Genomic DNA, 25,308 nt, shown 5'->3' with positions numbered 1-25,308 from the left:
AGTATTAATCCATAAATATAAAAGCTGTATTCTAATAACCTAATCTCAAATAACGCTAGTGATTAATCGCGTGAGCTGCCCTATTGAACTTTTTTTACATATTCCTACTTGCAGTGAGGCATAAATTGCGTAGAATGTTATAACATCACATATCAGAATTTTAAAAAGGTGTTTTTGTGCGTAATTCTTCTCTACTTCGTTATAGCCTGTTAGCGGCAAGTATAGGTTTCATTTTTACCAGCCAGGTGCAAGCTGCACAATATCGTGGCGTGATTACCGATCAACAAGGTGAGCCGATAAAAAATGCTCGGGTACATATTCACGGCCGCCAGCAATATGTTTATGCCGATGCTTTAGGTAGGTTTAGCATTGAGGCGCAGCCCGATGCCGAGTTACATATTGATGCACCCAGCTATGGCGATAGCTATATTAAATTAACCACTGAGCAATTAGAGCTGAGCGTATCGCTAACTAAAGGCGGCATCGAACGCATTGTGGTATCAGCGTCGGGTATTCATAAAAACACCTTAGATATGGTAACTCCGGTATCGGTTTTATCGGGTGAAGAGTTACAGCGTAGAACCGAACCAACCATTGGCGAAACCTTAAAATTTGAGCCAGGTGTACACGCTAATTATTATGGCCCTGTTGCCTCAAGCCCGGTGATCCGTGGTTTGGATGGCCCTCGCGTACGGGTGCTTAATAACGGCTTAGATACCGCCGATGTGTCGCGCGTTGGACCTGATCACGCTATTAGTGCCGATGCCCTAACTGCGCAACAAATTGAGGTGCTACGCGGCCCTGCTACATTATTATACGGTAGCGGTGCTATTGGCGGCGTTATTAACGTGGTTGATAACCGTATTCCGCGTCAATTACGCCAACAAAGTGAAACGCAAGTTCAAGCGCTATATGCCGACGTAGCTGCAGAAAAATCACTGGCCCTAAACCACGAAGGTAGTGTTAATAATATTGCTTGGCATGTTGATGGTTTTAATCGTAAAACGTCAGATTACTCCGTACCCCGTTTTACTAATGATGAGGGTGAAAGCCTTACCTCATTAGAGAACTCTTGGCTAGACAGTAAAGCGTTAAATACTGGTTTAAGCTACATTGGTGCTCAAGGTTTAATTGGTATCAGCATAGGTCGGTTAGAATCAGATTACGGTATTCCTGGGCATCATCATCACGCTGAAGAAGCCGATGCCGAGCCGCATACTGAAGATGACGGTGTTTTTGCGGCATTAAAACAAAATCGTATTAGCCTTGCTGGTGAATGGTATAACCCCGTTAACGGCATTGAAACTCTGTCGATTAATACCGCTTATACTGATTATCAACACCAAGAAATAGAAGCTGGCACAGTAGGTACTACATTTAAAAACAAAGCGTTAGAAAGCCGCTTAACACTTGAGCATGAAACGTTTAATGGTTGGCATGGTTTGTTTGGTTATCATTTACAACAGTCAAATTACAGTGCGTTTGGCGAAGAAGCCTTTACCCCAGATAGCGATAGTTTATCGCACGCCCTTTTTGTGATGGAAGAAAAACAAATAGGTCAGGTTGGCTTGCAGTTTGGCGGTCGAATTGAGCGCACCAAACATGACATTGACCACATTACCTTAGCCGATGGACTTACCATTGCTCATGTTTCCGACCAATTTACTGCGTCGAGTGTATCAGCTGGTGCCGTATGGCAGTTTATACCGGGGTTCTCTTGGGCATTAGCCTACAGCCGCTCAGAGCGCGCGCCATCGGCAGCCGAGCTTTATGCTAACGGTGCACATATTGCAACGAGCAGTTACGAGCTAGGATTACAGTATGCAATCAATGCCGGCGAGCTTGCATATATTGATACTAAAGCGAAAAAAGAAACGGCAAATAACATCGATCTAACCTTTCGGCATTTTAAAGATGATTTAACCTTTACCTATAATTTTTTCTACAACAAGGTACATAACTACCTATATCAGGCTAATACAGGGCTAACTATGGCTGATCTTGAGGCCGAACACGACCATGTTGACGATGAGCACGATCACGAGCATCACGATAGCTTTCCGCTATATCAATATCAGCAGCATGATGCCACGTTGTACGGTATGGAGTTTGAAGCCCGTTATCAATTAGACAGCGCTCAGGCGTTAAATGTTTTTGCTGACACAGTGCGTGCCAAGCTAGATAACGGCGATTATTTACCAAGAATACCACCGTATAAACTAGGTTTAGGTTATCAATATACTGGCCTAAGTTGGAGTGCGGATGTGGGAGTAACCCATTATGGTAGCCAAACTAAACTAGCCGTTAATGAAACATCAACCCCTGCGTATACGCTGCTTGATGCCAACCTTAATTATGATGTTAACTTCTCAGCAGTTGATGTCACACTGTTTGCTCGCGGCACTAACCTAACTAATAAGCTGGGTTTTGTGCATAGCTCATTTATTAAAGACGATGCGCCATTACCCGGCCGTGCTATAACGCTGGGCTTGCGCGCCAAGTTTTAGTAATAGCTAAGCCCCGCTGCTAATAGCGGGGTTTATTACAAAAAGCGATCTTTAAAACGACCCCACTGATAATAGGCTTGTTGACCAACACGACGCAGTGCTGGTAGTGGAAATGGCTGTAACGCAGACTGATAAATCGGCAATGCCGGTAAGGGTTCTCCCATTGCCAGTTGTGCTAAACGCTTACCAGCTTGGGTGCTAAAAGATACACCGCTACCACAGTAACCTGCCGCATAAAATATATTGGGTTGTGCTTGGCATACCCGCGGTAAATCATCATAAGACACCGCCACCCAGCCACTCCAATGATAATCACAGCGAAGCTCGCTTAGCATCGGAAAACAGGTTTTTAATGCGCCAAGCAAACGGGCCGGATAAATTGCCTTTTCCGCATCTTTGCCATATACCGCACTTCTGCCACCAAACAGCAGTCTATTATCCGGTAGCTTGCGGTAGTAATATTTTAGTGCACGCGTATCCATCACCAGCTGAGTATGGTTAAGGCCGCTTAATTTAAGCTGCTCAGCACTAAGCGGTTGAGTAACAATTACGCTACTTAACACCGGTAGACAAGACATGTTTAGCGGTGGGAATAAGTTTTTTGCCGTATAACCATTAGTGGCGAAAATTAACTGCTTGCAACGCACAGTTGCGCTTGGGGTTTGCACCGTAAAACCGCCATTAGCACTACGAGCCCAGCTTTGCATTGGCGTACCCGTATATAAATTTACCCCGCTTTGCTTGGCAAGCTGTGCATAACCTTGTGCCAAAGCCAGCGGGTTAACGCCAAAACAATCAGGAAACCGAATAGCGCCAAAGGCTTGATGGTTATGCATATAATCTGCATGCAACTGGGCAGCAGACAAATACTGGACGTCATAACCAAATTGTCGGCGTAAAAACTCAGCTTGCGCTGGCAACTCAGCACCCAGCTTTAGGTTATGAGCAATTTTAAGATAACCTGATTGCTGCATTTCACAGCTAATATTTCCGGCAGTTATCATTTGCTTAACGTTTTCAATGGCAGCGCCATATTCTTGATGAAATAACGTTGCGGTTTCAATACCAAACTTGTGTTGTAATTGAGCAAGACCTAACCGGCCAGTGCCTCGTAGTACAAACCCCGCATTACGCCCACTGCAGCCCCAACCCACTTTATTTGCTTCTAGTATTACAACGTCACGGGAAAACTGTTTAGCTAACTGATAACCGCAACTAAGGCCAGTATAACCTGCACCAATAATGACAACATCAGTATCAATACTGTGTTGTAAATGGGTAAAGGGCGTTATATGTTCTGTATTATCGGCCCAGTATGAGGTTGGATAAGCCACATCTTGGCCAATATATGGGTCAACTAAGGGATCGTACATTAGAGGCGGCCTAACTAAAGTTCAGCAAATAGCAGTGCCATTTCGGCAGCACTACAAAGGCAAGTTTGGCCACAACGTGGGCAGTTATAGCCTAATGTTTCTGATAAATGCCGCCAACGCTCAGGGTGAATATTAATAAGCTTAGCTCCAGCTTTAGTAAAATATAACTGAGCGGTGTTGCCTGGGCTTTCACGCCAAATATGGGCTAAACCTGCGGTTGCCCCTTGTTGTTGTAAGGCTTGAATTGAGAGGCGTAATAAGTTTTTTGCCACGCCTTTACCACGATAACTTGCTACTACGCCAACCGATTTAAAATAGGCCATCTGTTTTACAACTACTGGCCAACTGCCTTCGCTGCACCAGTGATCAATTTGCCACTGTTCTGGCGAAAAACTAAGCCGATAGCCAACAACTCGATCGCGATCAATAGCAATAAAACTGGCATTTACCCCCTGTTTTACCCCTTGCAGCTGCATGAGTTGTAATTGAGCTAAAGATAAATAGTTATCGCCATGAATTGAATTGGCCAGTGCAACAACAGCAGAGAAATAATTTTCGCTTAATTCCAGATACTGCATTTTTATACCTAAATACGGTTTATTTGCCTGTTATAAAACAGCCAAGGATTATTGGCAATGCATTTTAGTAACTAAAGTTACTGCGACAAGATGAAAATAGCGATGTAATTACCTAAATATGCGATAGACAACAACCGTGTTATCAAATAAGGTTACAGAGACGTTACAAAAATAATATAAGCGTCAGGTAACAACTACTAAATTCCAGGAAATCTATATGATAAAACATAACAATTATAATCCGGTTGCGAGGTCGGTAAAATTCGCCTTAGCAGCATCATTGTGCATTAGCGCTGGCGTTGCGGTGGCACAAGAACAGCCCGCATCAACTACAGCCAAAGAAAAAGCCGTTGAAAAAATAGCCGTTGTCGGCACGCGTTCAGCACCCCGCTCTATTGGCGATTCTCCAGTACCTATTGATATTATTAGTGGCGAAGAGCTCAACAAAAACGGTAATAGCGACATGCTAAATTTAATTAGCACCACTGTGCCGTCACTTAACGTACACACCCAGCCCATTAGTGATACTGGCTCGCTAATCCGCCCGATCAACTTACGTGGCTTATCTTCGGACAGTACCTTAGTCCTGTTAAACGGCAAACGTCGCCACCGCGCATCGGTTATCTCATTTTTAGGTGGTGGCATTAACGACGGCGCACAAGGGCCTGATTTATCTGTTATTCCAGGCATTGCTATGAAGCAAGTTGAAGTATTGCGCGACGGTGCTGCAGCGCAATATGGTTCGGACGCCATTGCGGGTGTAATTAACTTTGTTTTAAAAGACTCCGCCGACGGTGGTTCAATTGAAGTAAAACAAGGTGAATACTTCGCTGGCGATGGTGCCTCTACCGAGCTTTCAGCCAACATTGGTATGCCGCTAACTAAAGACGGTTTTGTTAATGCGAGCATGCAATATAAAAATGTTGATGCTACCAGTCGCAGCGTACAACGTAGTGATGCGCAAGAATTGATCGATAACGGCAATACTTCAGTCGCTCCACTTGCCCAAGTTTGGGGCTCGCCAGAAATTAAAGACGATATCAGTATTTTTGTTAATGCGGGTCTTGATTTAGGTAATGGCGGCGAAGCCTATATGTTTGGTAACTATTCAGAGCGTGATGTACGTGGTGGTTTTTATTATCGCAACCCACACAACCGTGCCAGCGTGTTTTCAAATGATGACGGTGAAACACTGCAAGTTGTTGACACGTCCGGCGCTGGCGGCTGCGCTAATGTGCCGATCTCTGGCCTTAATCATCAGCAAATTACCGCTCAGGTTAACGCGTTACCCGATAATTGCTTTACCTTTTTCTCCATGTTCCCTGGCGGCTTTACGCCTAATTTAGGCGGTAATATCACCGATACATCGTTAGCTATTGGCACTAAGGGTGAATTTAAAAACAGCTTTTTGAATGGCATATTATATGATTTTACCGGAGTTGTAGGCCGCAGCGAGTCAACATTCCAACTATTTAATTCGGTTAACGCGTCGTTAGGGCCAAATACGCCTACCGACTTTGAAACCGGTAAATACATCCAGTTAGAAAAAACCTTTACCGCAGACTTTGTTAAATATTTACCGGTAGGTTTATATGAAGACTTAACCATCGCTTTTGGTACCCAGTGGACCGAAGAGAGCTTTGAAATTGTGGCTGGTGAACAAGCATCATGGGAAGTTGGGCCGTATATTGATCAAGGCTTAAGTAACGGTTCAAACGGTTTTCCTGGTTTTCAACCGCAAAATGCTGGAGTGTCAACTCGTCGTAACTATGCGGCCTATATTGATGTTGAAGCCAATGTTACTGAAAATTTACTTACTGCATTGGCACTGCGGTTTGAAGATTACGACAGCTTTGGTACCACCACGAACTATAAACTTAGCGGCCAATATCGTATTAATGAAGACTGGTCATTACGTGCATCAAATAGCACTGGTTTTAGAGCGCCAACCGTGGGCCAAGCTAACGTGAGTAACGTGCGCACCGAAGCCAGTCAAGGTAAGTTATTCGATGTTGGTGTATTGCCACCTACCAACCCTGTCGCAATATTAAAAGGTGCAACAGAACTTAAGCCTGAAGAATCAACTAGCTACGCGATGGGCGTAGTTTATACTGGTAACGATTTCTTTATTACCGCCGACTATTATTTAATTGACGTTGATGGTCGTATTAGTCAGTCAGATGCGTTTGAAGTAACTGCAGCCGAAATTGCCGCATTAAAAGCCGCTGGTGTACAAGGTATTGATTCGTTAACCAGTATTACTTACCTAACTAACGATTTTGACACCCGCACCCAAGGTATTGATCTTGTTGCCAACTACTCAATGGATCTGTTCGAAGGTCGCAGTAGCTTTGCCCTAGCCTATAACTGGAATGACACCGAAGTAACTCGTTTTACCGATATTACAGGCGAGTTTAGGGTATCGCGTTTAGAAGATGATTTACCGAAACATCGTGCTACCTTTACTTGGTCACAAAGTTGGGATAATTGGTCGTTATTTGTCCGTTCTAACTACTATGGCACCTATCAGGGTGTTGCTGCAGATGATGACACTCGCACCACAGATGCAAGTGCTAAAGTAACCTTTGATGCTGAAGTAAGCTACTACATTAACGATAACTTTGCGATTACCGCTGGCGCACAAAATTTGTTTAACACTGAACCTGAAAAATTATCAGATGCGTGGAGCAAAGAATTAGGTGCTAAATACTATGAAACCTCACCTATGGGCATTAACGGTGGTTATTGGTACTTAAAAGGTACGTATAAATTCTAATAAGTAGGTAACATTAACCTAAAATCAGAAGATAAAAAACCCGCTAATTCAGCGGGTTTTCTTTGCTAGCCACACAATATTAGCGTTTCTAGTTACAACAGCGCCAATAGTGCTTGCAACGGGTGCTTGGGTTTATCTCCGACCAAGCGTTTTACCTGACTACGACACGAAAACCCCGTCACCAATATTTTGCTGGTGCTATATTGCTCAACAGGGGCTCGCCAGCTCATATCAAATAACGCTTTACTATTTTCTAAGTTTTGCGCTTCATGGCCATAGGTTCCGGCCATGCCACAGCAACCAACGCTAATAGGCTTTAATGCTAAACCTACATTGGCAAAAATGAGTTGCCATGCCTTCTCTGTTGCAGGTAATGCGGTTTTTTCCGTACAGTGCGCCAGTAAAGCAAACTCTTCGGTCGTGTTTGCTTTAGGTAACGTTTGCTCTACTAACCATTCATGCAATAACTGCACGTTAAAATTACCACGATTATTACCTAAAGCTTTGTTATATTCATCGCGATACACCAACACTAAAGAGGCATCTAAACCAAGCATAGGTAAGCCTAGCGTGTGTAACTTATTGAAAAACTGTGCCGCATTATTAGCGGTTTTAGCAAACTGCCGTAAAAAACCTTTAACATGCTGCGGTTTACCATTGGGTAAAAACGGCAACAATATGGGCTTAAAACCAAGTTTCTCTAATAAATTTAGCGCATCGGCCACCAGTTCTGCTTCATAAAAGCTAGTAAAGGGGTCTTGCACTAATAAGATGGTTTTTTGCCGAGTTGCTGCATCGAGTTGCTCTAATTCAGCCAAATTAAAGCTAAAACGCTTATTAAGCTGTTGTGCTAATGTTGGTACTGATAATAACGGAGTATCAACATAACCAACGCTGATTGCTAACAGCTTTGCGGTTAGTTTACGTTTTAGTACAAAGTTAACTAAGCGCGGCGCTTTTGCTAGTAACGGCGCGGTGCGTTCAATATTGCCGACAATATAATCTTTAGTTGGCCGTAAGTACCTACTGTGATACAGCTGTAAAAAACGTGCCCGAAACGAAGGTACATCAACTTTAATTGGGCATTGCCCAGCGCAGGCTTTACACGCTAAACAGCCTTCCATTGCTTCCATAACTTCATGCGAAAAATCGGCTTCGCCTTGGCGCTTGGCTAAGGTGTTTTTTATCCGCTGCCATAATGTGCTTATACCACCGGATTGTGTGAGCAGTTGTTGTTCTGTTGCCAGTACGTCGACACCCGAGGTTTCCGCTAGGCGTAACCATTCGCGCATCAGCCCGGCTCTGCCTTTAGGGCTGTGGCGCCGGTCTTTGGTTACTTTGCTTGACGGACACATCGGTGAGTTTTCTTCGTAATTAAAGCACAAGCCGTTACCGTTACAATTCAAACTGCTGTCAAAACTGTCTTTTACCGCTATGGGTATTTGCCGGTCAAAATAGGCGCGCTTAACGCCGTCTACCGACACTAATTGCTCGGCGCTATAATAAGGCGTACAAATTTTACCCGGGTTTACGCGATTACGCGGATCAAACGCAGCTTTAATTTTTCTCAGTTCAGTAAATAACTCTTCGCCAAAAAATGCCGGGCTATATTCGCTACGATAACCTTTACCGTGTTCGCCCCACATTAAACCGCCGTACTTTGCGGTTAGAGCAACCACTTGATCAGAAATGGTTCTAAGCAAGGCTTCCTGCGTAGGATCACATAAATCTAATGCTGGCCTAACATGCAGTACGCCAGCATCAACATGGCCAAACATACCGTATTGCAGGTTGTGACTGTCTAGTAATGCACGAAACTCAATAATAAAGTCAGCTAAATGCTCTGGCGGTACGGCGGTGTCTTCAGTAAACGCAATAGGTTTCTGTCGGCCTTGAGTATTGCCTAACAGCCCTACTGCTTTTTTGCGCATCGCATAAATATGGCCGATGGCAGTATTATCATACGTTAGCTGGTAGCCAATAATACCGTCAGTTTTATCGGCTATTGCTGTGTCTAGTCGTGTAGTAAGCTCGGCAATTTTTTGCTCAATGTCAGCTTGTTGTTCGCTGTTATACTCAACCATATTCAGACCTTGCATTTCAATGCCGGGTACATCTGTGATTAAGTCTTTTACTTGATGCCAAATAATATCGCTGCGAGCTAAATTAAGTACTTTGCTATCAACGGTTTCAACTGAAGTCGCCTCTGCCGCCACCAAAAAGGGCGCATTTTTTAATGCGCTAATAAAGCTGTCGTACTTAACGTTAACGAGGCATTTATACTTAGCAATCGGCGTAATATTTAGCTTGGCTTCAACCACAAACCCTAGCGAACCTTCAGAACCCGTAATAATGCGCGATAAATCAAACTCGCTTAGATCATCATTAAATACATGTTCTAAATCGTAGCCAGTTAAAAATCGGTTTAACCTTGGAAACTTAGCTAAGATTTGCGGCCTAAATTCGCGACAACTATGCAGCACTTGTTGATAAATACGGCCAATACTATTGGGCATTTCAGCGCGATGTTCGGCTTCATAGGTCGGCATTTTATGGGTTTTTAATACATTACCGTCAATAAGTACGGTTTTTAGCGCCAATACGTGATCACTGGTTTTACCATAGACCAAAGAGCCCTGCCCTGAGGCGTCAGTATTAATCATACCGCCAATGGTAGCGCGGTTAGAGGTGGATAAATCAGGAGCAAAGAAAAAGCCATAAGGCTTTAGAAAAGCATTAAGTTGATCTTTAATCACGCCAGCCTGCACCCTAACCCAACGCTGCTCCACATTAATATCTAAAATGTTGCGCATATGGCGTGATAAATCGACCACAACGTGCTCAGTTAATGACTGGCCATTGGTGCCGGTGCCACCACCGCGAGGGCTAAATTTAATATGTGAGAAACTAGAGGTTTGTGCGAGTGAGGTTAAAATAACCAAATCATCGGTTGACCTGGGCAGTATTACCGCTTGCGGTAACGCTTGATAAACGCTGTTATCAGTAGCAACCGCTAAACGACTGCCATAACTGGTTTCAATATCGCCATTAAAACCTGCAGCGACTAAGGCTTTACTAAAGGCAACGATGCTGGCATCCAGCGCTAATTCAGGATTAAGCTTTGGGATCATAACTACAGACACTCGGCAATAAGTGTCTGTAGTATAACATTAACTAGAAGAGAGATTTAACCGGTATTTATGCTCTTAACGTGGTGTTTAAATTAAGGCTTCGGTTGGCCGAAGTTTTAACTGAATACCTTTTAAAAAATACCGTAATACTTGATCTTGGCAAGCGCGATAGTGCTTGTGATCCGCGCGACGGAAAAATGCGCTAAGTTCTGGCTTACTTAAACGAAAATCGACCGTTTGCAATAAGGCAATAATGTCGTCATCTTTTAAATCAAAAGCAATTTTAAGCTTACGTAGCATAATGTTATGATTTAACACGCTTTCAGGTTCAGGAATTACATCATCCTTTGCCCCACGGCGCTGAATAATTAAGCCATTAAGAAAACTAGCCATTAGCACATCGCTGATCGGTGCAAAACCTTCATCTTCATCTTTTTTTAACCAGGCGACAACCTGCTCTTTGGTTACGGTAACCTTGGTAAGCGCAAAAATAGCAATCATGCCATGGTCGTGCACGTTAAGGCTGTAGCGCAGGCTGCGCAGCACGTCATTGTTAGTCAAGTTAATGTCCTGTTGAAAAATAAAATAAACGCTAATAGCGATAATAACACGCTACTTATTACATAAATACGGTTAAGGTAAATGGCCCAATTTACTGGCTTTGGTGGCCAAATAGCGATGGCTATGCGCCGTGGTTTTTACGCGGTGCGCCACACGTTCTAGTATATTAACACCAGCATCAGTTAACGCTTTTAATTTACGCGGATTATTGGTTAATAATCTAATTTGTTTGATACCTAACTGGGTAAACATATCTGCGGCAATATCGTACTCGCGCATATCGGGTAAAAAGCCAAGAATTTCATTAGCTTCTACCGTATCTAAACCTTTATCTTGCTCTGCATAAGCGCGAATTTTATTAATAAGGCCAATACCCCGGCCTTCTTGGCGTAGATATAAAATACAGCCTCGGCCCTGCTCGGCAATTTTGCGCATTGCCGTTTCTAATTGTGGACCACAGTCGCAGCGTAAGCTAAATAATGCGTCACCAGTTAAACACTCTGAGTGAACCCGAGCTAAAACTGGCTCATCGGTAGTTACATCGCCCAACGTCAATGCGACATGCTCTTTACCATTTGGCGCCTCAAAACCATGGAGACGAAATTCGGCAAAAAGCGTTGGTAATAACGTTGAGGTTACAAGTTTTAATTTCATTATGACTTCTCAGATAACGTCTGCGAAAGTTACAGCCCAGCCTTTATTGGGTGGCTATGCTGTTAATTCAAGGCAATGCACTACTGCCCATGTCGCGGTTAACTATGCTATAGCGGCAAGGTTGTTATAATATCACAAGCTTGCCGCTACACGCACCTGTTAACACCGTTATTATTACGTGGTTTTTGCTGTATCGGTTTGCGTTTGACTGGCCGTTTTGGCCTCTTGCAAAGCGTGAGCAGAAATTAAGCTTACTAATTCAACATCTGCCGGTATGGTGGCAACGCCGGCATTACCGGTAATAACCTGTATTTTTTTATCTTTGATATACAGTAGAGGTAACGCCCCATCACCATAACGACTAACAAAATGCTGATAAGTAAAGTTTTCAGTAATATTGGTGGTTTTTATTACTGCACCTTTTGCCACTAAACTTGATAGCTTCGCGTACGACACATGCTCGCCAAATAAACTAAGCTGCTTAACATGGGTTTCTGACATTTGATGGCGCGCACTGGATGCTTCTGAGCTATTTAAACTAAACACCTTGTGCATACCGTACACGTCTTGAAAATGAAAACTAACTAACGGATTAATTTGACGGTATGGTGAAATAATAAACACACGGCCAATGCCGGTTAAATCTAAATAGTTCTCGGCATGTTCTGACGCAGGGTTACCAAAATAGACCGGTATATTATCCATTCGGGCTAAACGAATATTGTCCCAGTTGGTATCAGCCAAAACAGTACGAAACTGCCTAGCTTGTAGCACCTTTGCTAAATCTCTAGCAAAAGGTGATGCACCAAAAATAAGTACACCTTGGTTTGAGCCCGCAGCCACACCTAACCACTTAGCCCATCTACCGGCAGTTAAACTTTGCACTACCACTGTACCAATAATAACTAAAAACACTAAGGGTACGATATGCTGCGCGCCTTCGTAGCCTAAGTTTTCTAATTTGATGGCGAATAAAGAAGATACCGCGGCAGCAACAATACCCCGTGGTGCTACCCAACTTAAAAACCACTTGTCGTTACTTTGTAACGAGGAACCAATTGCTGATATCCAGATACTAAGCGGCCGAGCAATAAACATTACTACCAGCAGCAAGCCAAGCCCACCCCAGCCTAAATCTAACATCGCGCTAGAGTCTAATCTTGCCGCGAGCAGAATAAAGAGTGCAGAAATAAGCAATACGGTAAGGGTTTCTTTAAATTCTAGGATTTCGGCAATATCAACACCGCGCATATTCGCTAGCCAAATACCCATTACCGTAACGGTTAATAAACCCGACTCTTCGCGTAATAAGTTAGAGCCAACAAACACCGCTAAAACGATGGTTAACACGGCGGTATTTTGTAAATAATGCGGAAGCATATTTTTACGCAGCACCGTACCGACAACATAACCCGACAAAGCACCTAAACCAAAGCCAACCGATAACATTAAGCCCAGCGCCATGAGTACATGATTGCCAGACTCAGATGAGTAAGCAATATACTCAAATACCAACACTGCAAGTAGCGCACCTAACGGATCTATTACTATACCTTCCCAGCGTAAAATGCTGGCAAGCTTAGACGTAGGCTTAACACTGCGCAGCATTGGCACTATTACCGTTGGCCCAGTAACGACTACTAAAGCACCAAACAGCATGGCAATTTCAAAGCTAAAACCCACTAACCAATACGCCGCTAAAGTTACGCATACCCAGGTAACCGCTGCACCAACGGTAACTAAACTGGTGACCATTCGGCCGTGGTTTTTTATTTCCTTAAAATTTAGCGTTAGCGAACCTTCAAATAAAATGACGGCAACACCCAATGAGATAATAGGAAATAACAAATTACCAAATAGCTCATCTGGGTTTAAAACGCCTAACGCCGGGCCAAGTATTAGGCCGGCAATTAATAAGGGTAAAATGGCCGGTAGTCTAAGCTTCCAACCTAGCCACTGACAAAACAGGGACAAAATACCAAGCAGTGCCAACGTGGCAGAAATTTTTTCCATGAGTGTCCTGTTAAAAATTCACAATCTAATTAAATAACGCACTGGCGCCGATACAAACAAGCGCACAATAATACACAGCGAAAATAATAATCCCAATATTATTCGATACTAATACCAAACTACAGGCTGTGCTGAACAGGATTTTTTAAATAACTAAGGTACAATATACGCCTATTTGCCGTTATTTTGAGCCTGTTATGTTGAGTTTTTTTGAACGTATTATTAAACCTTTTCCTGCAACCGAACCGACACAACCACCAAAAGGTATTTGGGCATTTTGTCGGCATTACACCAAGGGCATGGAAACCTCACTGCTTTTAATGTCTCTAAGCACCGCGTTATTAGCTATTCTAGAGGTGTCATTATTTAGCTTTATGGGTCAGCTGGTTGATTGGCTGGTAAAAAATGACCCGCAAAGTTTGTTTCTTGCCGAGCGTGCTACTCTAATAAAAATGGCGATAGTAACGGTTATTCTTTTACCAGCACTAAGCTTTTTTCATGCCGCAATTGTGCATCAAACCTTGTTGGGCAATTACCCGATGTCAATCCGCTGGTTAGCACACCGTTATTTACTGCGCCAAAGTATCAGTTTTTATCAAAATGATTTTGCCGGCCGTATAGCAACCAAGGTGTTGCAAACGTCGTTAGCGGTGCGCGAAACCGTAATGAAACTGCTTGATGTGATGGTATATGTATTGGTGTATTTTGGCTCAATGTTGTTTTTTATTGCTGAGGCCGATTTACGTTTAATTTTGCCAATGTTGGGCTGGCTTGTTATCTATATTGGGATGCAGTTTTATTTTGTACCGCGTTTAAAAGCCGCGTCTACCCGCCAAGCAGATGCGCGCTCAGAAATGACCGGCCGTATTGTTGATAGCTACACCAATATTTCAACTATTAAGCTGTTTTCTCATACCAATCGTGAAGAAGCCTACGCTAAAGACAGCATGGAAGTATTTTTAAAACCTGTATATCGGCAAATGCGTTTGGCAACGGGGCTTAGCGTATCGGTACAAACATTGAATTATTTATTAGTATTTAGTATTGCGGCGTTATCTATTTACCTTTGGACCGACAGCGCAATAAGCGTAGGCGCCATTGCCATAGCCGTGAGTTTAGCCTTGCGCTTAAATGGCATGTCGCAGTGGATCATGTGGGAAATAAGCAGCTTATTTGAAAACATTGGCACCGTGGCCGATGGTATTACGACGCTGTCTCAAGCTGCGCAGGTAGTGGATGTACCAAACGCCAAACCGTTACAGATAACACAAGGTGCAATTAGCTTTGACAATGTTAGCTTTAATTACGGCAAAGCGGCCGCAGATCAGACTAAGACCTCAGTGCTGCAACAGCTTACGTTAAACATTAAACCGGGTGAAAAAGTAGGTTTGGTTGGCCGCTCGGGCGCAGGTAAATCCACCTTAGTTAATTTACTGCTGCGTTTTTATGATGTAGAAAGCGGGAAAATCTTAATTGATGGCCAAGACATAAGTTTGGTAAGCCAAGAAAGCCTACGTCAGCACATCGCCATGGTAACCCAAGATACATCGTTGCTGCATCGCTCAGTTCGCGACAACATTAGCTATGGCAAACCTAGCGCTACTGAAACTGAATTGTTATTAGCAGCCGAGCAAGCCGAAGCAACCGAGTTTATTGCCGAGCTAATTGACGCTAAAGGCAACCGTGGTTTAGATGCGCAAGTGGGTGAACGCGGCGTTAAGCTATCGGGTGGTCAACGCCAACGTATTGCCATTGCGCGGGTATTGTTGAAAAACGCACCTATTCTTATTTTAGACGAAGCCACCTCAGCATTAGACTCTGAAGTAGAAGCCGCCATTCAGGCGAGTTTAAATAAACTCATGACCGGTAAAACTGTTATTGCTATCGCCCATCGCTTATCCACTATTGCACAAATGGATCGGTTAATAGTGTTAGAGCATGGCAATATTGTTGAACAAGGCACCCATCACGAGTTAATTGCCTCGGGTGGTATATACGCCCAATTATGGGCGCATCAAACCGGTGGATTCATTGGTGTCGAGTAAGTTTATTGAATTACCGCTAGCTTAAAACACGTCACGTTGTAACTTACGCACTTTACGCGCCGCACGATACTCAACAAACTGCGGCGCCAGTGCGGTAAGCGCTGAACCTAGTACCACCAACGCAGCGCCAAGCCACGACCAAAGATTTAACGCTTGCGGCGCTAAAAAGCCCGGATACAGCCAACCTAATAGCTGTGCAAAGAAAATAGTAAATAATGGCGTAATAGCCAATACCGCACTCACTTTTGATGCTTCCCAGTGATGTAATGCCTCGGCAAATGCACCATAAGCGACAACGGTATTCAGGCAGCAAAAAATTAGTAATGACCATTGTAAAACGCTCATCGTAAGTAGCGGTGCATAATCTGCCACCGGTAAAAATGCAATAGTGCCCGCGGCATACAGCAAATACATAATTTGCTTTGAGCTGTAATGCACGAGTAATTGCTTTTGCGCCAACGCATACGCGGCCCAAGTTATGGCGGCGGCAATAATTAATAGTATACCAACCGTTTCGTTACTGGCTTGGGTAACAAGCTGTACTAAACGCTCATTAAAAAACAGCAATAGGCCAATAACCAATAGTAAGGCGCCAACTTGTTGCCATAACAAAAGGCGTTCTTTAAACACTACCACGCCACCAATCATCATTAAAAACGGTGCTAATTGAATAACCACCTGCCCCGTTTCAGCCGTTAAATAATTTAAACCACTTAAATACATAATGTAATTAGACAATAGGCCGGCAATAGCAATAAACATTAAGGTTTTAACGTTAGCTTTGGCCAGTGATGTTATTTTCGGTAATTTGCCGGCAACACCAAGCCAAATACCTACCATAACTGCCGCCACTAAAAAACGTATTGCCGTGATCGTATTCGCGGTTAAAACATCTAGCAGCACCTTAAGTGCAATCGGCAACATGCCCCATAAAATAGCGGTGGTTAAAGCCAGCAAAAGGCCAACTAAGCTTTTACCTGTGGTTTGATGCATAATGTGGTTCCAATGGTAGTATTACTGAGATCAGTAAAAACCCTATCATTTTCCTCTATTTCATCTAAGCTTGTCTGCAATTCAATGCTAAATATCGACAAATTCACTTGCCGTTGCGCTATATCAAACCAGCTTTGCCGGCTGCCGGTTATAATTTCTTATTTTGAGACGAATAATGATTAAACGTATTGGTATACTTACCTCTGGTGGCGACGCACCAGGCATGAACGCGGCTATACGTGCTGCAGTGTTAACGGCGTCGGTACATAATATTGATGTTATTGGTTTTCACTATGGTTTTAATGGTTTGTTAGATAACGATTACCAAACCTTATTACCCCAGCACGTGCAACATATTATTCAACGTGGTGGCACTATTTTGAAAAGTGCCCGCTGTAAAACTTTGCACACCGCTGAGGGGGCAAAACAAGCAGCAATGGCATTAGAGCAGTTACAGCTTGATGCATTAATTGTTATTGGCGGCGATGGTAGTTTTCGCGGCGCACTAGCGATAGCCAAATACTATCGCGGCCAAATTATTGGCGTGCCAGGCACTATTGATAACGATGTAGATGGCACCGATTACACTATTGGTTTTGCTACTGCCATAGATACCGCGCTGGATGCCATAGACAAAATTCGTGATACCGCTGATGCGTTTGAGCGCATCTTTTTAGTTGAACTAATGGGCCGTCATTCCGGCCATATTAGCTTAGCTGCCGGCATTGCCGCTGGCGCTGAGCAAATTATCTGCCCTGAATTTGGCACATTGCAACTGGGTTCGCTAAAAGAAGTAATCACACCCATTAAGCATGCGCAATTACTTAGAGGTAAAAGCAGTTATATTATTGTCGTCGCTGAAAATAGCTATCCTGGCGGCACAACGGCATTAGCTGAAGCATTAAGCGAAGAATTAGGCATCGACTGCCGAGCTTGTATTTTAGGCCATATACAACGCGGTGGTAGTCCAGTAGGAGCAGATAGAATACTTGCCACTAAGTTAGGTTCGTACGCAGTAGAGCAGCTGGTTGCGGGTGCTAATTTGATGATGGCCGGTGAAGTTAACCAACAAGCGGTGTTATACCCGCTAGGTCAAACCGGTGATAAGAAAAAACCCATTGATCCTTATTTAGTGCGCTGGCAACAACTTATTGCCAGCGATTAAGCATAACTTATTGATTAAATACTTGTTTAACACGGTCTTTATAACTACGGCTAACCTTCACCGCTTGGCCGTTAGTCAGCATAAGTTGATGTTCGCCATTGGCAAGCATTTGTAACTTTGCAATAGTTTGTACATTAACAATAGCTGAGCGATGTACCCGCACAAACACTTTAGGATCAAGCTCTTGTTCTAGCTCTTTCATCGTACGGCGTAAAATATGGGTTTGGCCATCACGAGTATGAATACACATATAATCGCCTGCCGCGTCTACCCATTCAATAGCTGCCACCGGCACTCGAGTAATTTCACCACTATCTTTAATGCTAATGGCATCAGGAAAGCGATCATTTACCACCGGTTCAGCATTATCTAACCGTTGCAGAATATTTCCCGCTTCGTCGCCGGTTAATTTCGCTACGGCTTCTGCTAGTTGGCCCTTATGTTTTTGCGTATCCTGCGCCTGGTGAATACGTAATACTTTTTCTACTGCTTGTTTTAGCCGCTCAGGTTCAACTGGCTTAAGTACGTAGTCTAATGCGTTCACTTCAAAGGCGTTATACGCATAGTGATCATAGGCAGTAACAAAAATAACATAGGGTAAGGTAACCTGCTGCGCTTGCAATTTTTTCAGCACAGCAAAGCCGTCCATGCCCGGCATTTCTACGTCGAGAAATACTAAATCAGGTTCTAACTCAGCAATAACGTCAGCGGCTTGCTGGCCGTTACTGCATTCTGCAATTACTTCTAATTCTGGAAATTCCCGCAAACGCACTAACATTCCCTTGCGGGCTAAAGGCTCGTCGTCAACTACTATTACCTTAAGCATGTTCATGTTCCGTTTTTTCTAATTGTAATGGAATTCTAATATTTACTTTCAGCCCCTGAGGCTGATTATGCGTTAATACCAGCGCAAAATTATTGTCATATAAGGCTGACAACCGCTCTTTCGTATTGACTAAACCTACACCGCTATCGCTGCTTTTGGGTAGACCATCGTTAATGCTCATACCTGGGCCATTATCGGCAACTTCTAACAGTAAATCGTGGCCAAATTTCTTTGCTGTGATGGCTATTTCACCACCATTAATTTGGCTAGCAACCGCGTACTTAATGGCGTTCTCTATAATGGGTTGTAAAATTAAACTCGGTACTAAAGCTTTCTCTGTGCCAGGTTCTAAATCAAAGATCACTGATAGGCGCTCAGAAAAGCGCACCTTTTCAATTTCAAGATATAACCTAGCGGCATACACCTCTTGCTCAAGCGGTACCTTATTAATAGGATCTTTGTACAACGAATAGCGTAGAAAGTCACTAAGCCGAGTAACCATTTTATTGGCCGTGTCGGTTTCGTTGATTAATACCAAGGTAGAGATCGCATTTAGGGTATTAAATAAAAAGTGTGGATTAAGCTGATAACGCAGCATTTTTAGCTGTGCTTCGTGTGCTTTATTGGTAGCGGTAAGTAATTTTTGTTTTTCTTCTTGTAACGTCTGATAGTATTTTATACCAAAGTATAAGCCGCTCCAGCTTAGCATTACATAAAAGGCAAATGGTGTTTCCCGAATATATTTTATCCAATGATCAGGGCGTGCGCCGTGCCGGTATATTTCCCAGTAATTAAAATTTCGTACCGCAGTCCAAACCGCAGCAACGGTAAAGGCTAATACTAATACCGTTAGCACCATCTTCCATGGCGTCCACTGCCCTACCTTTTGATAGGTATAACGCAGTGGAATAGTTAACAGCCAACCGATATACGCATCAAGTGCCACCACGATAAGATAGGCATCGCGAGTTTCTTGCACTAACGAGTTTAGGTAGTTAACAATGGCAAAGCCAAGCCAGCCCAAGGTATGCAGGATCCAAAACTGACGGGTGCGATCTTCAAATAACTTATACAAAACAATAACCCGCAGGCAAATTTAATAATGCTCTAATTATAACTAAACCGGTAACAAAGCCGCTACGCGCTGAACTTGTTTGGCCAAGCTTTAATCGCATAATTGGCTGCTTTAGTGTCAATCTTTAGCCCAACACGGGTGTAGGTTTACGATCTGGCCCCAGCGCAACAAAGGTAAAGCTACCAGAAATAGCTTTATGCTGATCGTCGCTATACATATTTTCAACAAAAATGTCAACTTGTACTCGAAGGCTAGTACGACCAACGTGCTCTACTCTTGCTACCAATTCAACAATAGAACCAGCCGGAATCGACTCTTTAAAATCTACACGGTCTGAACTTACTGTAACTAAAGGCTTGCGACAAAATCGCGTAGCTGCGATAAACGCTGCTTCATCCATCCATGCCAGTGCTTCACCACCAAACAGTGTATTGTGATGGTTGGTGCGCCCTGGAAACACGGTTTGCGTAACCCGAGTAACGGCATGCTCCATGCGTTTGGCAATTAAAGCTTCATTATTCATCTTCGTCTCTGCTGATCATGCTAAGGCATGAATTTTATAAGAGTTACTTGCAATTGCAACATTATACACAGAATTAACGCTGACGCCTGTTACCGCTTAAGCGGCTAAATAGAGCATTTTCCTTATTTAGATAAAACGGCATAATAGCGACTTGAATACGCCGTAAAGAGTATTGTTATGAATTCTATTTATTATCATGTGGATATTACCGACGTTACTGCTCATCTTATTTCAGTAACCTTACGCTTTGTGCCAACTCAAGCGATACATGAACTTAGCTTGCCAGCGTGGATCCCCGGCAGCTATATGATTAGAGATTTTGCCCGTAATATTATTAGCATTGAAGCTACTGACAACTTGGGTAACTTAGCGCTAACTCAACTAGATAAACAAACTTGGCAGCTACACTGTAATACCGATGAAGTTAGTGTTAGTTATCACGTTTATGCCTATGATTTATCCGTTAGAGCTGCCTACGTAGATGATGAAGTAGCCGTACTTAACCCAGCTTGTTTGTGTCTTGGTATTAGCCAATTACACGATTTACCCCATCAGATAAAAATAGTAAAACCGACGTCAGCCTTAGCGCAACATTGGCGCGTTGCTACAGGTTTACGCCGTAATAAAAATACCGATTTTCTAGATTTTGGCTACTACAATGCTAATAACTATGCAGCATTGATTGATAGCCCAATCCTATTAGGACAATTTGAACTGCGTGAATTTACTATTAACGATATTCCGCACTATCTTGTGGTTACCGGTGATAACTTAACGGATTTAACGCGTTTTACTGATGATTTAACCAAGATATGCCAACAGCAAGTTAAGGTGTTTGGCGCCCTGCCAGATGATCTTACAAGCTATTGGTTTTTGCTTTGGGTAACCGAAGAGGGTTACGGCGGACTGGAGCACCTTAACTCCACCTTGTTACTGTGCAGTCGCTTTGATTTGCCGGCACCAAATATCAGCACCATAGATGACAACTACCAAAACTTATTGGCTTTATGTAGCCATGAATATTTTCATACTTGGTGGGTTAAGCGCTTAAAACCGACTAATTTTTCGCGCTACCAACTCGCGTCCGAGCAGTACACCACGCAACTGTGGTTATACGAAGGTTTTACTTCCTATTTTGATGATTTAGCCTTAGTGCAATCGGGCATAATTTCGCAAACGGCTTATATTAAAACACTTGAAAAAACCATATCCAGAGTCACGCGTAACCCAAGCGATAAAGTGCAAAGCCTTGTCGATAGTAGCTTCAGTGCGTGGACAAAGTTTTACAAACAAGATGAAAATGCGGTAAATGCTGTCGTAAGTTATTACGCTAAAGGTGCATTGTTAGCCTTTTGTCTTGATGCCGCACTTCGCGAGCAAGGTAGTTCACTGCAGCAGATCGTGCAAAAGCTGTGGCAAGAATACCTAACTAGCGGCACCCCCGACAATGCGTTAAGTGTGATACTAACCCAACTAGGTTTTGCTGAATTAGCCCAGTTAAGCCAGCGCTGGTTAATCGATTCTGCAGCCTTACCTTTAACCGATGCTGCAGTGAAACTTGGGCTTAATTTAATATTTAGACCCATGCAACATGCTGACGATATGGGCGGTGAGCTTAACGAGCAAAGCCAGATTTTTATTGGTGCATTAACCAAAGTAAATAATGGTTTATTGCAACTAACTCATGTTTATCATGCTGGCGCAGCATATAGTGCCGGTTTAATGGTCGGAGATCAGCTATTAGCATTGGAACAACGCAAGATCACTGCTAATAACTTTAGCCAGCTGCTGCAACGTTATGCGACAAATAGTAGCGTTACCGTACATTTTTACCGTAAAGACCGGCTATTACACTGCACGCTAACGTTAGCCGCATCAGTGCAGCAGGTTGCTATGCTTTCAATAACTGAACAAGGTTTATGTGATAGTTGGCTTAACGCCAATTAATAATCACTATGGAATAATAAGGCCAGGCAGTAACGCAGGATCCAATCTTTCTTGCTGCCAGTTAATACGCCAGTCTAAATGCGGCCCGGTAACACGGCCGCTGGCGCCTACTTCTGCTATTTTTTGTCCTTGCTGTACGGTATCCCCCACTGCAACATCAAATTTACTCAGGTGCATAAAGGTAGAACTAATACCAAAACCGTGATCAACAATTAGGGTTAAACCTGAAAAATATAAATCTTCTGCTAACAGTACTTTGCCACTGAACGGGGCAATAACCTTTGCTCCTGTCGGTGCGGCGATATCCAGCCCATAATGTGGATTACGCGGCTCACCGTTAAATACGCGCTGGCTACCATAAACGCCAGAAATACGCCCGTTTGCGGGCATTATTGGTGTAGCAAAAATATAAACTAAACCAGACACCGTTTCGCGTACTTTACGTACTCGTTGGTTATCCTTGCTGATGCGCTCAGTAACGTCTTTCGGTGGCGTAACATACTTTTGTGCTACGCCCGTAACGTACTGCACATCATATTCACGTGGAGCAAAAACCAGCTCTTTTACTAGCTGCTGGTTGTTAATTTGCACTTTAAGTTGATGTTTTAACGGCGCATCGCGGCCAACACCAAATACAAAGCGGCCATCAACACTAAGTGGCAGTTCAATATTATTAAAAAATACCGTGCTGCCAGGTGCGGTTTTTCCAAGTAATAAACTACCTTGGGTTAACTGGCCTTTTAATTCAAACGCGGGTAATTTCAGCTCAGATAATTGGGTCTGAGATTGTGCTAGTGCAACACCACTAACACTAGCTAAAAGCAATAGCGCCTTTGCCCACACCTTCATAAGCAACAACCTTATATTGTTTAGTTTGGTCTAGCAGTTTAAGTTCAGTCGCAATGTAATCAGCTAAGCATTCCACTGTAGTGTCACACGACACAATTTCACAATGCGCTTTGGGCATAGTTAACTCAAACCAGCCTTGCGCCGCTTGATAGCGAAAACTGTAATCATCGTTTCCGGCGCGTAAATGTTGCATTGCTGCAGCGTCGCAGACATCCTCAGCGGTAGCCAAATAAATATCTTGCCAGCGCTCAGACCAATATTTGTTTAATCGTGGCGCTAACATACCGTCAGTATAAATTTGAATGGTAGAGCGATGACCATGGGCGATACGTTGGCAATTGCCATCATGTTTTTTTAAGCCATGGCTATAGTGATAATAGAAGCTAGTGCTATTTTCTGGCCGTAAAGTGAAAATAACTTGGTCGATATTGTCGGGTAATAAAGGTTTTAGCACCTGCTGCAAAAATTCAGTAATGCTGTGCTCATTTATTGCTGTTGTTGCAATAGCCACACTGGCTTGTGCCGGTGCAGCCATTTGAATTAAGCCACGTTGGCTGTTAAAGCGCAGAATATGCGTTTGTTCTATCACGCTTAATGATAAGGCAGCTGATTGCTCTGGCAATACTAACTTATGGTCAACAAGCTCATCGATAGTACGTTTTATCAGCTTTTTTACATGGCTAAAATCTAACACCATAGACGTTTGATCTAAGCCACCATGCAACTCGACATCAACAATATAGCTTTCGCCTAACATGCCACGTTTTTCACATAGGTAAGAAAAATCAATAACCGTTAAATCCCGAACAAACAAAATCATCAGTGGCTCTCTATTACTATAAACAGCGCGTATTATAGCGCTGAACCGCTGCGGGCAACAGCCAGCAAGCCGGTAAATTAACGCTTATGCTCGGTCAGCCAACTGTTTAAAATGCCAACTTGACCACACTTGTGTGCGGCATACATTAAACGAATAGCATTGCTCAATAACAGGCTATCGCTCCACTGCGTTTTTTGCTGTATTTCTTCATAACAACTTAATGCTTCAGGCGTAAGATAACCGCGTAATTCCTTTTTTCCTGATTGCTTTTGCCGTTCACGATAACGTTGCTGTTTTTCTGCATTAGTTAAGGCTTTTTTACTGGTATTAGTCATGTTGTCACTCTTTGGCAATAACACTGTTACCCACTTAGGTAAGCGAGTTAAGTAAGTATAATTGAACTTCACACAAATCGGACTTGTCTAGCGTACAAGTGTTCGCTAAAGTGGCCCAGCATTTTTACTGGATTAAACATACATGACTAAGAATAGCTTTACAAAAGAAGATTTAATCGCCTGCGGCGAAGGTAAATTATTTGGTGAAGGTAACAGCCAGTTGCCTTCAGATCATATGCTAATGATGGATCGCATTGTTCATATTTCTGAAGAAGGTGGTTTATACGGTAAAGGTCAAATTATTGCCGAGCTGGATATCACGCCTGATTTATGGTTTTTTGCCTGTCACTTTAAAGGTGATCCCGTAATGCCAGGTTGTTTAGGCTTAGATGCCATGTGGCAATTGGTTGGCTTTTTCTTAGGTTGGTCTGGTGGCCCAGGCAAAGGTCGCGCGCTTGGCGTTGGCGAAGTTAAATTTACTGGCCAAATTGTACCTACCGCGAAAAAAGTGACCTATACCATTAATATGAAACGCGTTATTAAACGTAAACTATTTATGGGTATTGCTGATGGTGTCGTCAGTGTTGATGGCCGAGACATTTATACCGCTACTGATTTAAAAGTAGGCTTATTTCAAGATACCTCTAGTTTTTAATTAGCGGTTTCTACTTTTAATTAGCTACGCCCCACAATGACAAAAGCCCCGTAGGTTTACCTTAACGGGGCTTTTTTAATACATAAACCTTTACAGTAAATTATGGACCTTTATTAAACAGTCCAGTACCTCGGTCTTCTAGGGCTTCGCGCCAGCCTCCTAACCATTGTGAGCGCGTTTCTAAACTTTGATAAGGGCAAATTTCTTTTGACCGTCCGGTAACACCGGCACGATAACCTTGAGCATGAGCACGTTCCAGACGATCACGTTTTTGTCTTTTCATACGGCAGTCTTCCTCAATAACTTTTTATGTAATTAAAGTAATCGCAATGTTGCTTGCGACTACCCTATTATTGATAGCTGACATGCACTAAAGGTTCAATCGACTAAAGCTAAATTAATAGCTTGACAATAGCTAAAGAACTGATGGCTCTTAAGATTTACTTATAAACGTTGTTATACTTTATTTGTGTAAATACGCT

At 43.1% G+C, this 25,308-nt stretch carries 20 protein-coding genes; 6 read left to right on the top strand and 14 right to left on the bottom strand.

The annotated features are described in order from the left end of the window. Positions 1–176: 176 nt before the first annotated feature. Positions 177–2,507 carry a TonB-dependent receptor gene (locus MN199_RS05990; protein WP_335738762.1) on the top strand — a complete coding sequence of 777 codons (2,331 nt, stop codon included), beginning with the start codon at positions 177–179 and terminating at the stop codon, positions 2,505–2,507. 35 nt (positions 2,508–2,542) lie between these two features. Here MN199_RS05990 and MN199_RS05985 read toward each other — a convergent pair whose 3' ends face one another. Both MN199_RS05985 and MN199_RS05980 read right to left on the bottom strand, forming a co-directional pair. Next, a complete protein-coding gene (locus tag MN199_RS05985; RefSeq protein WP_335738761.1) occupies positions 2,543–3,880 on the bottom strand; it encodes an NAD(P)/FAD-dependent oxidoreductase in 1,338 nt (445 codons plus the stop codon). Positions 3,881–3,894: 14 nt separating this feature from the next. Beyond that, a complete protein-coding gene (locus MN199_RS05980) occupies positions 3,895–4,458 on the bottom strand; it encodes a GNAT family N-acetyltransferase (protein ID WP_335738760.1) in 564 nt (187 codons plus the stop codon). Between the two features lie 217 nt (positions 4,459–4,675). Between MN199_RS05980 and MN199_RS05975 the strand changes: the two genes are divergently transcribed. Then, entirely contained in the window at positions 4,676–7,234 is a 2,559-nt protein-coding gene (locus MN199_RS05975) for a TonB-dependent receptor plug domain-containing protein (RefSeq protein WP_335738759.1), read from the top strand. 92 nt (positions 7,235–7,326) lie between these two features. Here the strand turns inward: MN199_RS05975 and ydiJ are convergent, their stop codons facing one another. The 4 genes from ydiJ to MN199_RS05955 form a co-directional block, all read right to left on the bottom strand. Next, positions 7,327–10,365, bottom strand: a complete 3,039-nt coding sequence (gene ydiJ, locus MN199_RS05970) for a D-2-hydroxyglutarate dehydrogenase YdiJ (protein WP_335738758.1) — start codon at positions 10,363–10,365, stop codon at positions 7,327–7,329. Between the two features lie 87 nt (positions 10,366–10,452). Next, positions 10,453–10,926, bottom strand: coding sequence for a YehS family protein (locus tag MN199_RS05965; RefSeq protein ID WP_132583411.1), 474 nt, complete (start codon positions 10,924–10,926; stop codon positions 10,453–10,455). A 72-nt stretch (positions 10,927–10,998) separates the two neighbouring features. Beyond that, the gene (gene ribA, locus MN199_RS05960) at positions 10,999–11,580 is read right to left on the bottom strand and encodes a GTP cyclohydrolase II (protein ID WP_132583409.1); all 582 of its coding nucleotides are present in this window, start codon (positions 11,578–11,580) and stop codon (positions 10,999–11,001) included. A 174-nt stretch (positions 11,581–11,754) separates the two neighbouring features. Beyond that, positions 11,755–13,593 carry a cation:proton antiporter gene (locus MN199_RS05955; RefSeq protein WP_335738757.1) on the bottom strand — a complete coding sequence of 613 codons (1,839 nt, stop codon included), beginning with the start codon at positions 13,591–13,593 and terminating at the stop codon, positions 11,755–11,757. 197 nt (positions 13,594–13,790) lie between these two features. Here MN199_RS05955 and MN199_RS05950 point away from each other — a divergent pair, with 197 nt between their 5' ends. Next, entirely contained in the window at positions 13,791–15,638 is a 1,848-nt protein-coding gene (locus MN199_RS05950; protein ID WP_335738756.1) for an ABC transporter ATP-binding protein, read from the top strand. A 21-nt stretch (positions 15,639–15,659) separates the two neighbouring features. On the opposite strand, the gene MN199_RS05945 is transcribed toward MN199_RS05950, so the two are convergent. Further along, entirely contained in the window at positions 15,660–16,631 is a 972-nt protein-coding gene (locus MN199_RS05945; protein WP_335738755.1) for a DMT family transporter, read from the bottom strand. Positions 16,632–16,806: 175 nt separating this feature from the next. Here MN199_RS05945 and MN199_RS05940 point away from each other — a divergent pair, with 175 nt between their 5' ends. Further along, positions 16,807–17,796 carry an ATP-dependent 6-phosphofructokinase gene (locus tag MN199_RS05940; protein WP_132583401.1) on the top strand — a complete coding sequence of 330 codons (990 nt, stop codon included), beginning with the start codon at positions 16,807–16,809 and terminating at the stop codon, positions 17,794–17,796. Positions 17,797–17,803: 7 nt separating this feature from the next. Here MN199_RS05940 and MN199_RS05935 read toward each other — a convergent pair whose 3' ends face one another. From MN199_RS05935 to MN199_RS05925, 3 genes are all read right to left on the bottom strand, one after another. Further along, on the bottom strand, positions 17,804–18,622 hold the full coding sequence (locus MN199_RS05935; RefSeq protein ID WP_132583399.1) for a LytR/AlgR family response regulator transcription factor: 819 nt from the start codon (positions 18,620–18,622) through the stop codon (positions 17,804–17,806). Beyond that, positions 18,615–19,697 (bottom strand): sensor histidine kinase, encoded by a 1,083-nt coding sequence (locus tag MN199_RS05930; protein ID WP_335738754.1) that lies wholly within the window; start codon positions 19,695–19,697, stop codon positions 18,615–18,617. Before MN199_RS05930 ends, MN199_RS05935 begins: the two co-directional genes overlap by 8 nt. Before the next feature lie 124 nt (positions 19,698–19,821). Further along, positions 19,822–20,220, bottom strand: a complete 399-nt coding sequence (locus MN199_RS05925) for an acyl-CoA thioesterase (RefSeq protein WP_132583396.1) — start codon at positions 20,218–20,220, stop codon at positions 19,822–19,824. 177 nt (positions 20,221–20,397) lie between these two features. On the opposite strand from MN199_RS05925, the gene MN199_RS05920 reads away from it, so the two are divergent. Beyond that, complete coding sequence (locus MN199_RS05920; RefSeq protein ID WP_335738753.1) at positions 20,398–22,167, top strand: M61 family metallopeptidase; 1,770 nt, start codon at positions 20,398–20,400, stop codon at positions 22,165–22,167. A 6-nt stretch (positions 22,168–22,173) separates the two neighbouring features. On the opposite strand, the gene MN199_RS05915 is transcribed toward MN199_RS05920, so the two are convergent. The 3 genes from MN199_RS05915 to MN199_RS05905 all read right to left on the bottom strand — a co-directional run bounded on the left by MN199_RS05915 (position 22,174) and on the right by MN199_RS05905 (position 24,171). Next, a complete protein-coding gene (locus MN199_RS05915) occupies positions 22,174–23,016 on the bottom strand; it encodes a M23 family metallopeptidase (protein ID WP_335738752.1) in 843 nt (280 codons plus the stop codon). After that, positions 22,979–23,836 carry a 6-carboxytetrahydropterin synthase gene (locus MN199_RS05910; protein ID WP_335738751.1) on the bottom strand — a complete coding sequence of 286 codons (858 nt, stop codon included), beginning with the start codon at positions 23,834–23,836 and terminating at the stop codon, positions 22,979–22,981. The genes MN199_RS05915 and MN199_RS05910 overlap by 38 nt, the downstream gene beginning before the upstream one ends. 77 nt (positions 23,837–23,913) lie before the next feature. Continuing rightward, the gene (locus MN199_RS05905; protein WP_132583388.1) at positions 23,914–24,171 is read right to left on the bottom strand and encodes a hypothetical protein; all 258 of its coding nucleotides are present in this window, start codon (positions 24,169–24,171) and stop codon (positions 23,914–23,916) included. 142 nt (positions 24,172–24,313) lie between these two features. Here MN199_RS05905 and fabA point away from each other — a divergent pair, with 142 nt between their 5' ends. Continuing rightward, positions 24,314–24,826, top strand: coding sequence for a bifunctional 3-hydroxydecanoyl-ACP dehydratase/trans-2-decenoyl-ACP isomerase (gene fabA / locus MN199_RS05900; RefSeq protein WP_335738750.1), 513 nt, complete (start codon positions 24,314–24,316; stop codon positions 24,824–24,826). Positions 24,827–24,926: 100 nt separating this feature from the next. Here fabA and rmf read toward each other — a convergent pair whose 3' ends face one another. Continuing rightward, the gene (gene rmf / locus MN199_RS05895; RefSeq protein ID WP_132583384.1) at positions 24,927–25,109 is read right to left on the bottom strand and encodes a ribosome modulation factor; all 183 of its coding nucleotides are present in this window, start codon (positions 25,107–25,109) and stop codon (positions 24,927–24,929) included. Positions 25,110–25,308 lie beyond the last annotated feature (199 nt).

This window comes from Rheinheimera metallidurans (genome assembly GCF_036983985.1).
Classification (GTDB): domain Bacteria; phylum Pseudomonadota; class Gammaproteobacteria; order Enterobacterales; family Alteromonadaceae; genus Alishewanella; species Alishewanella metallidurans.
This window is presented reverse-complemented; position numbering and strand designations above follow the sequence as displayed.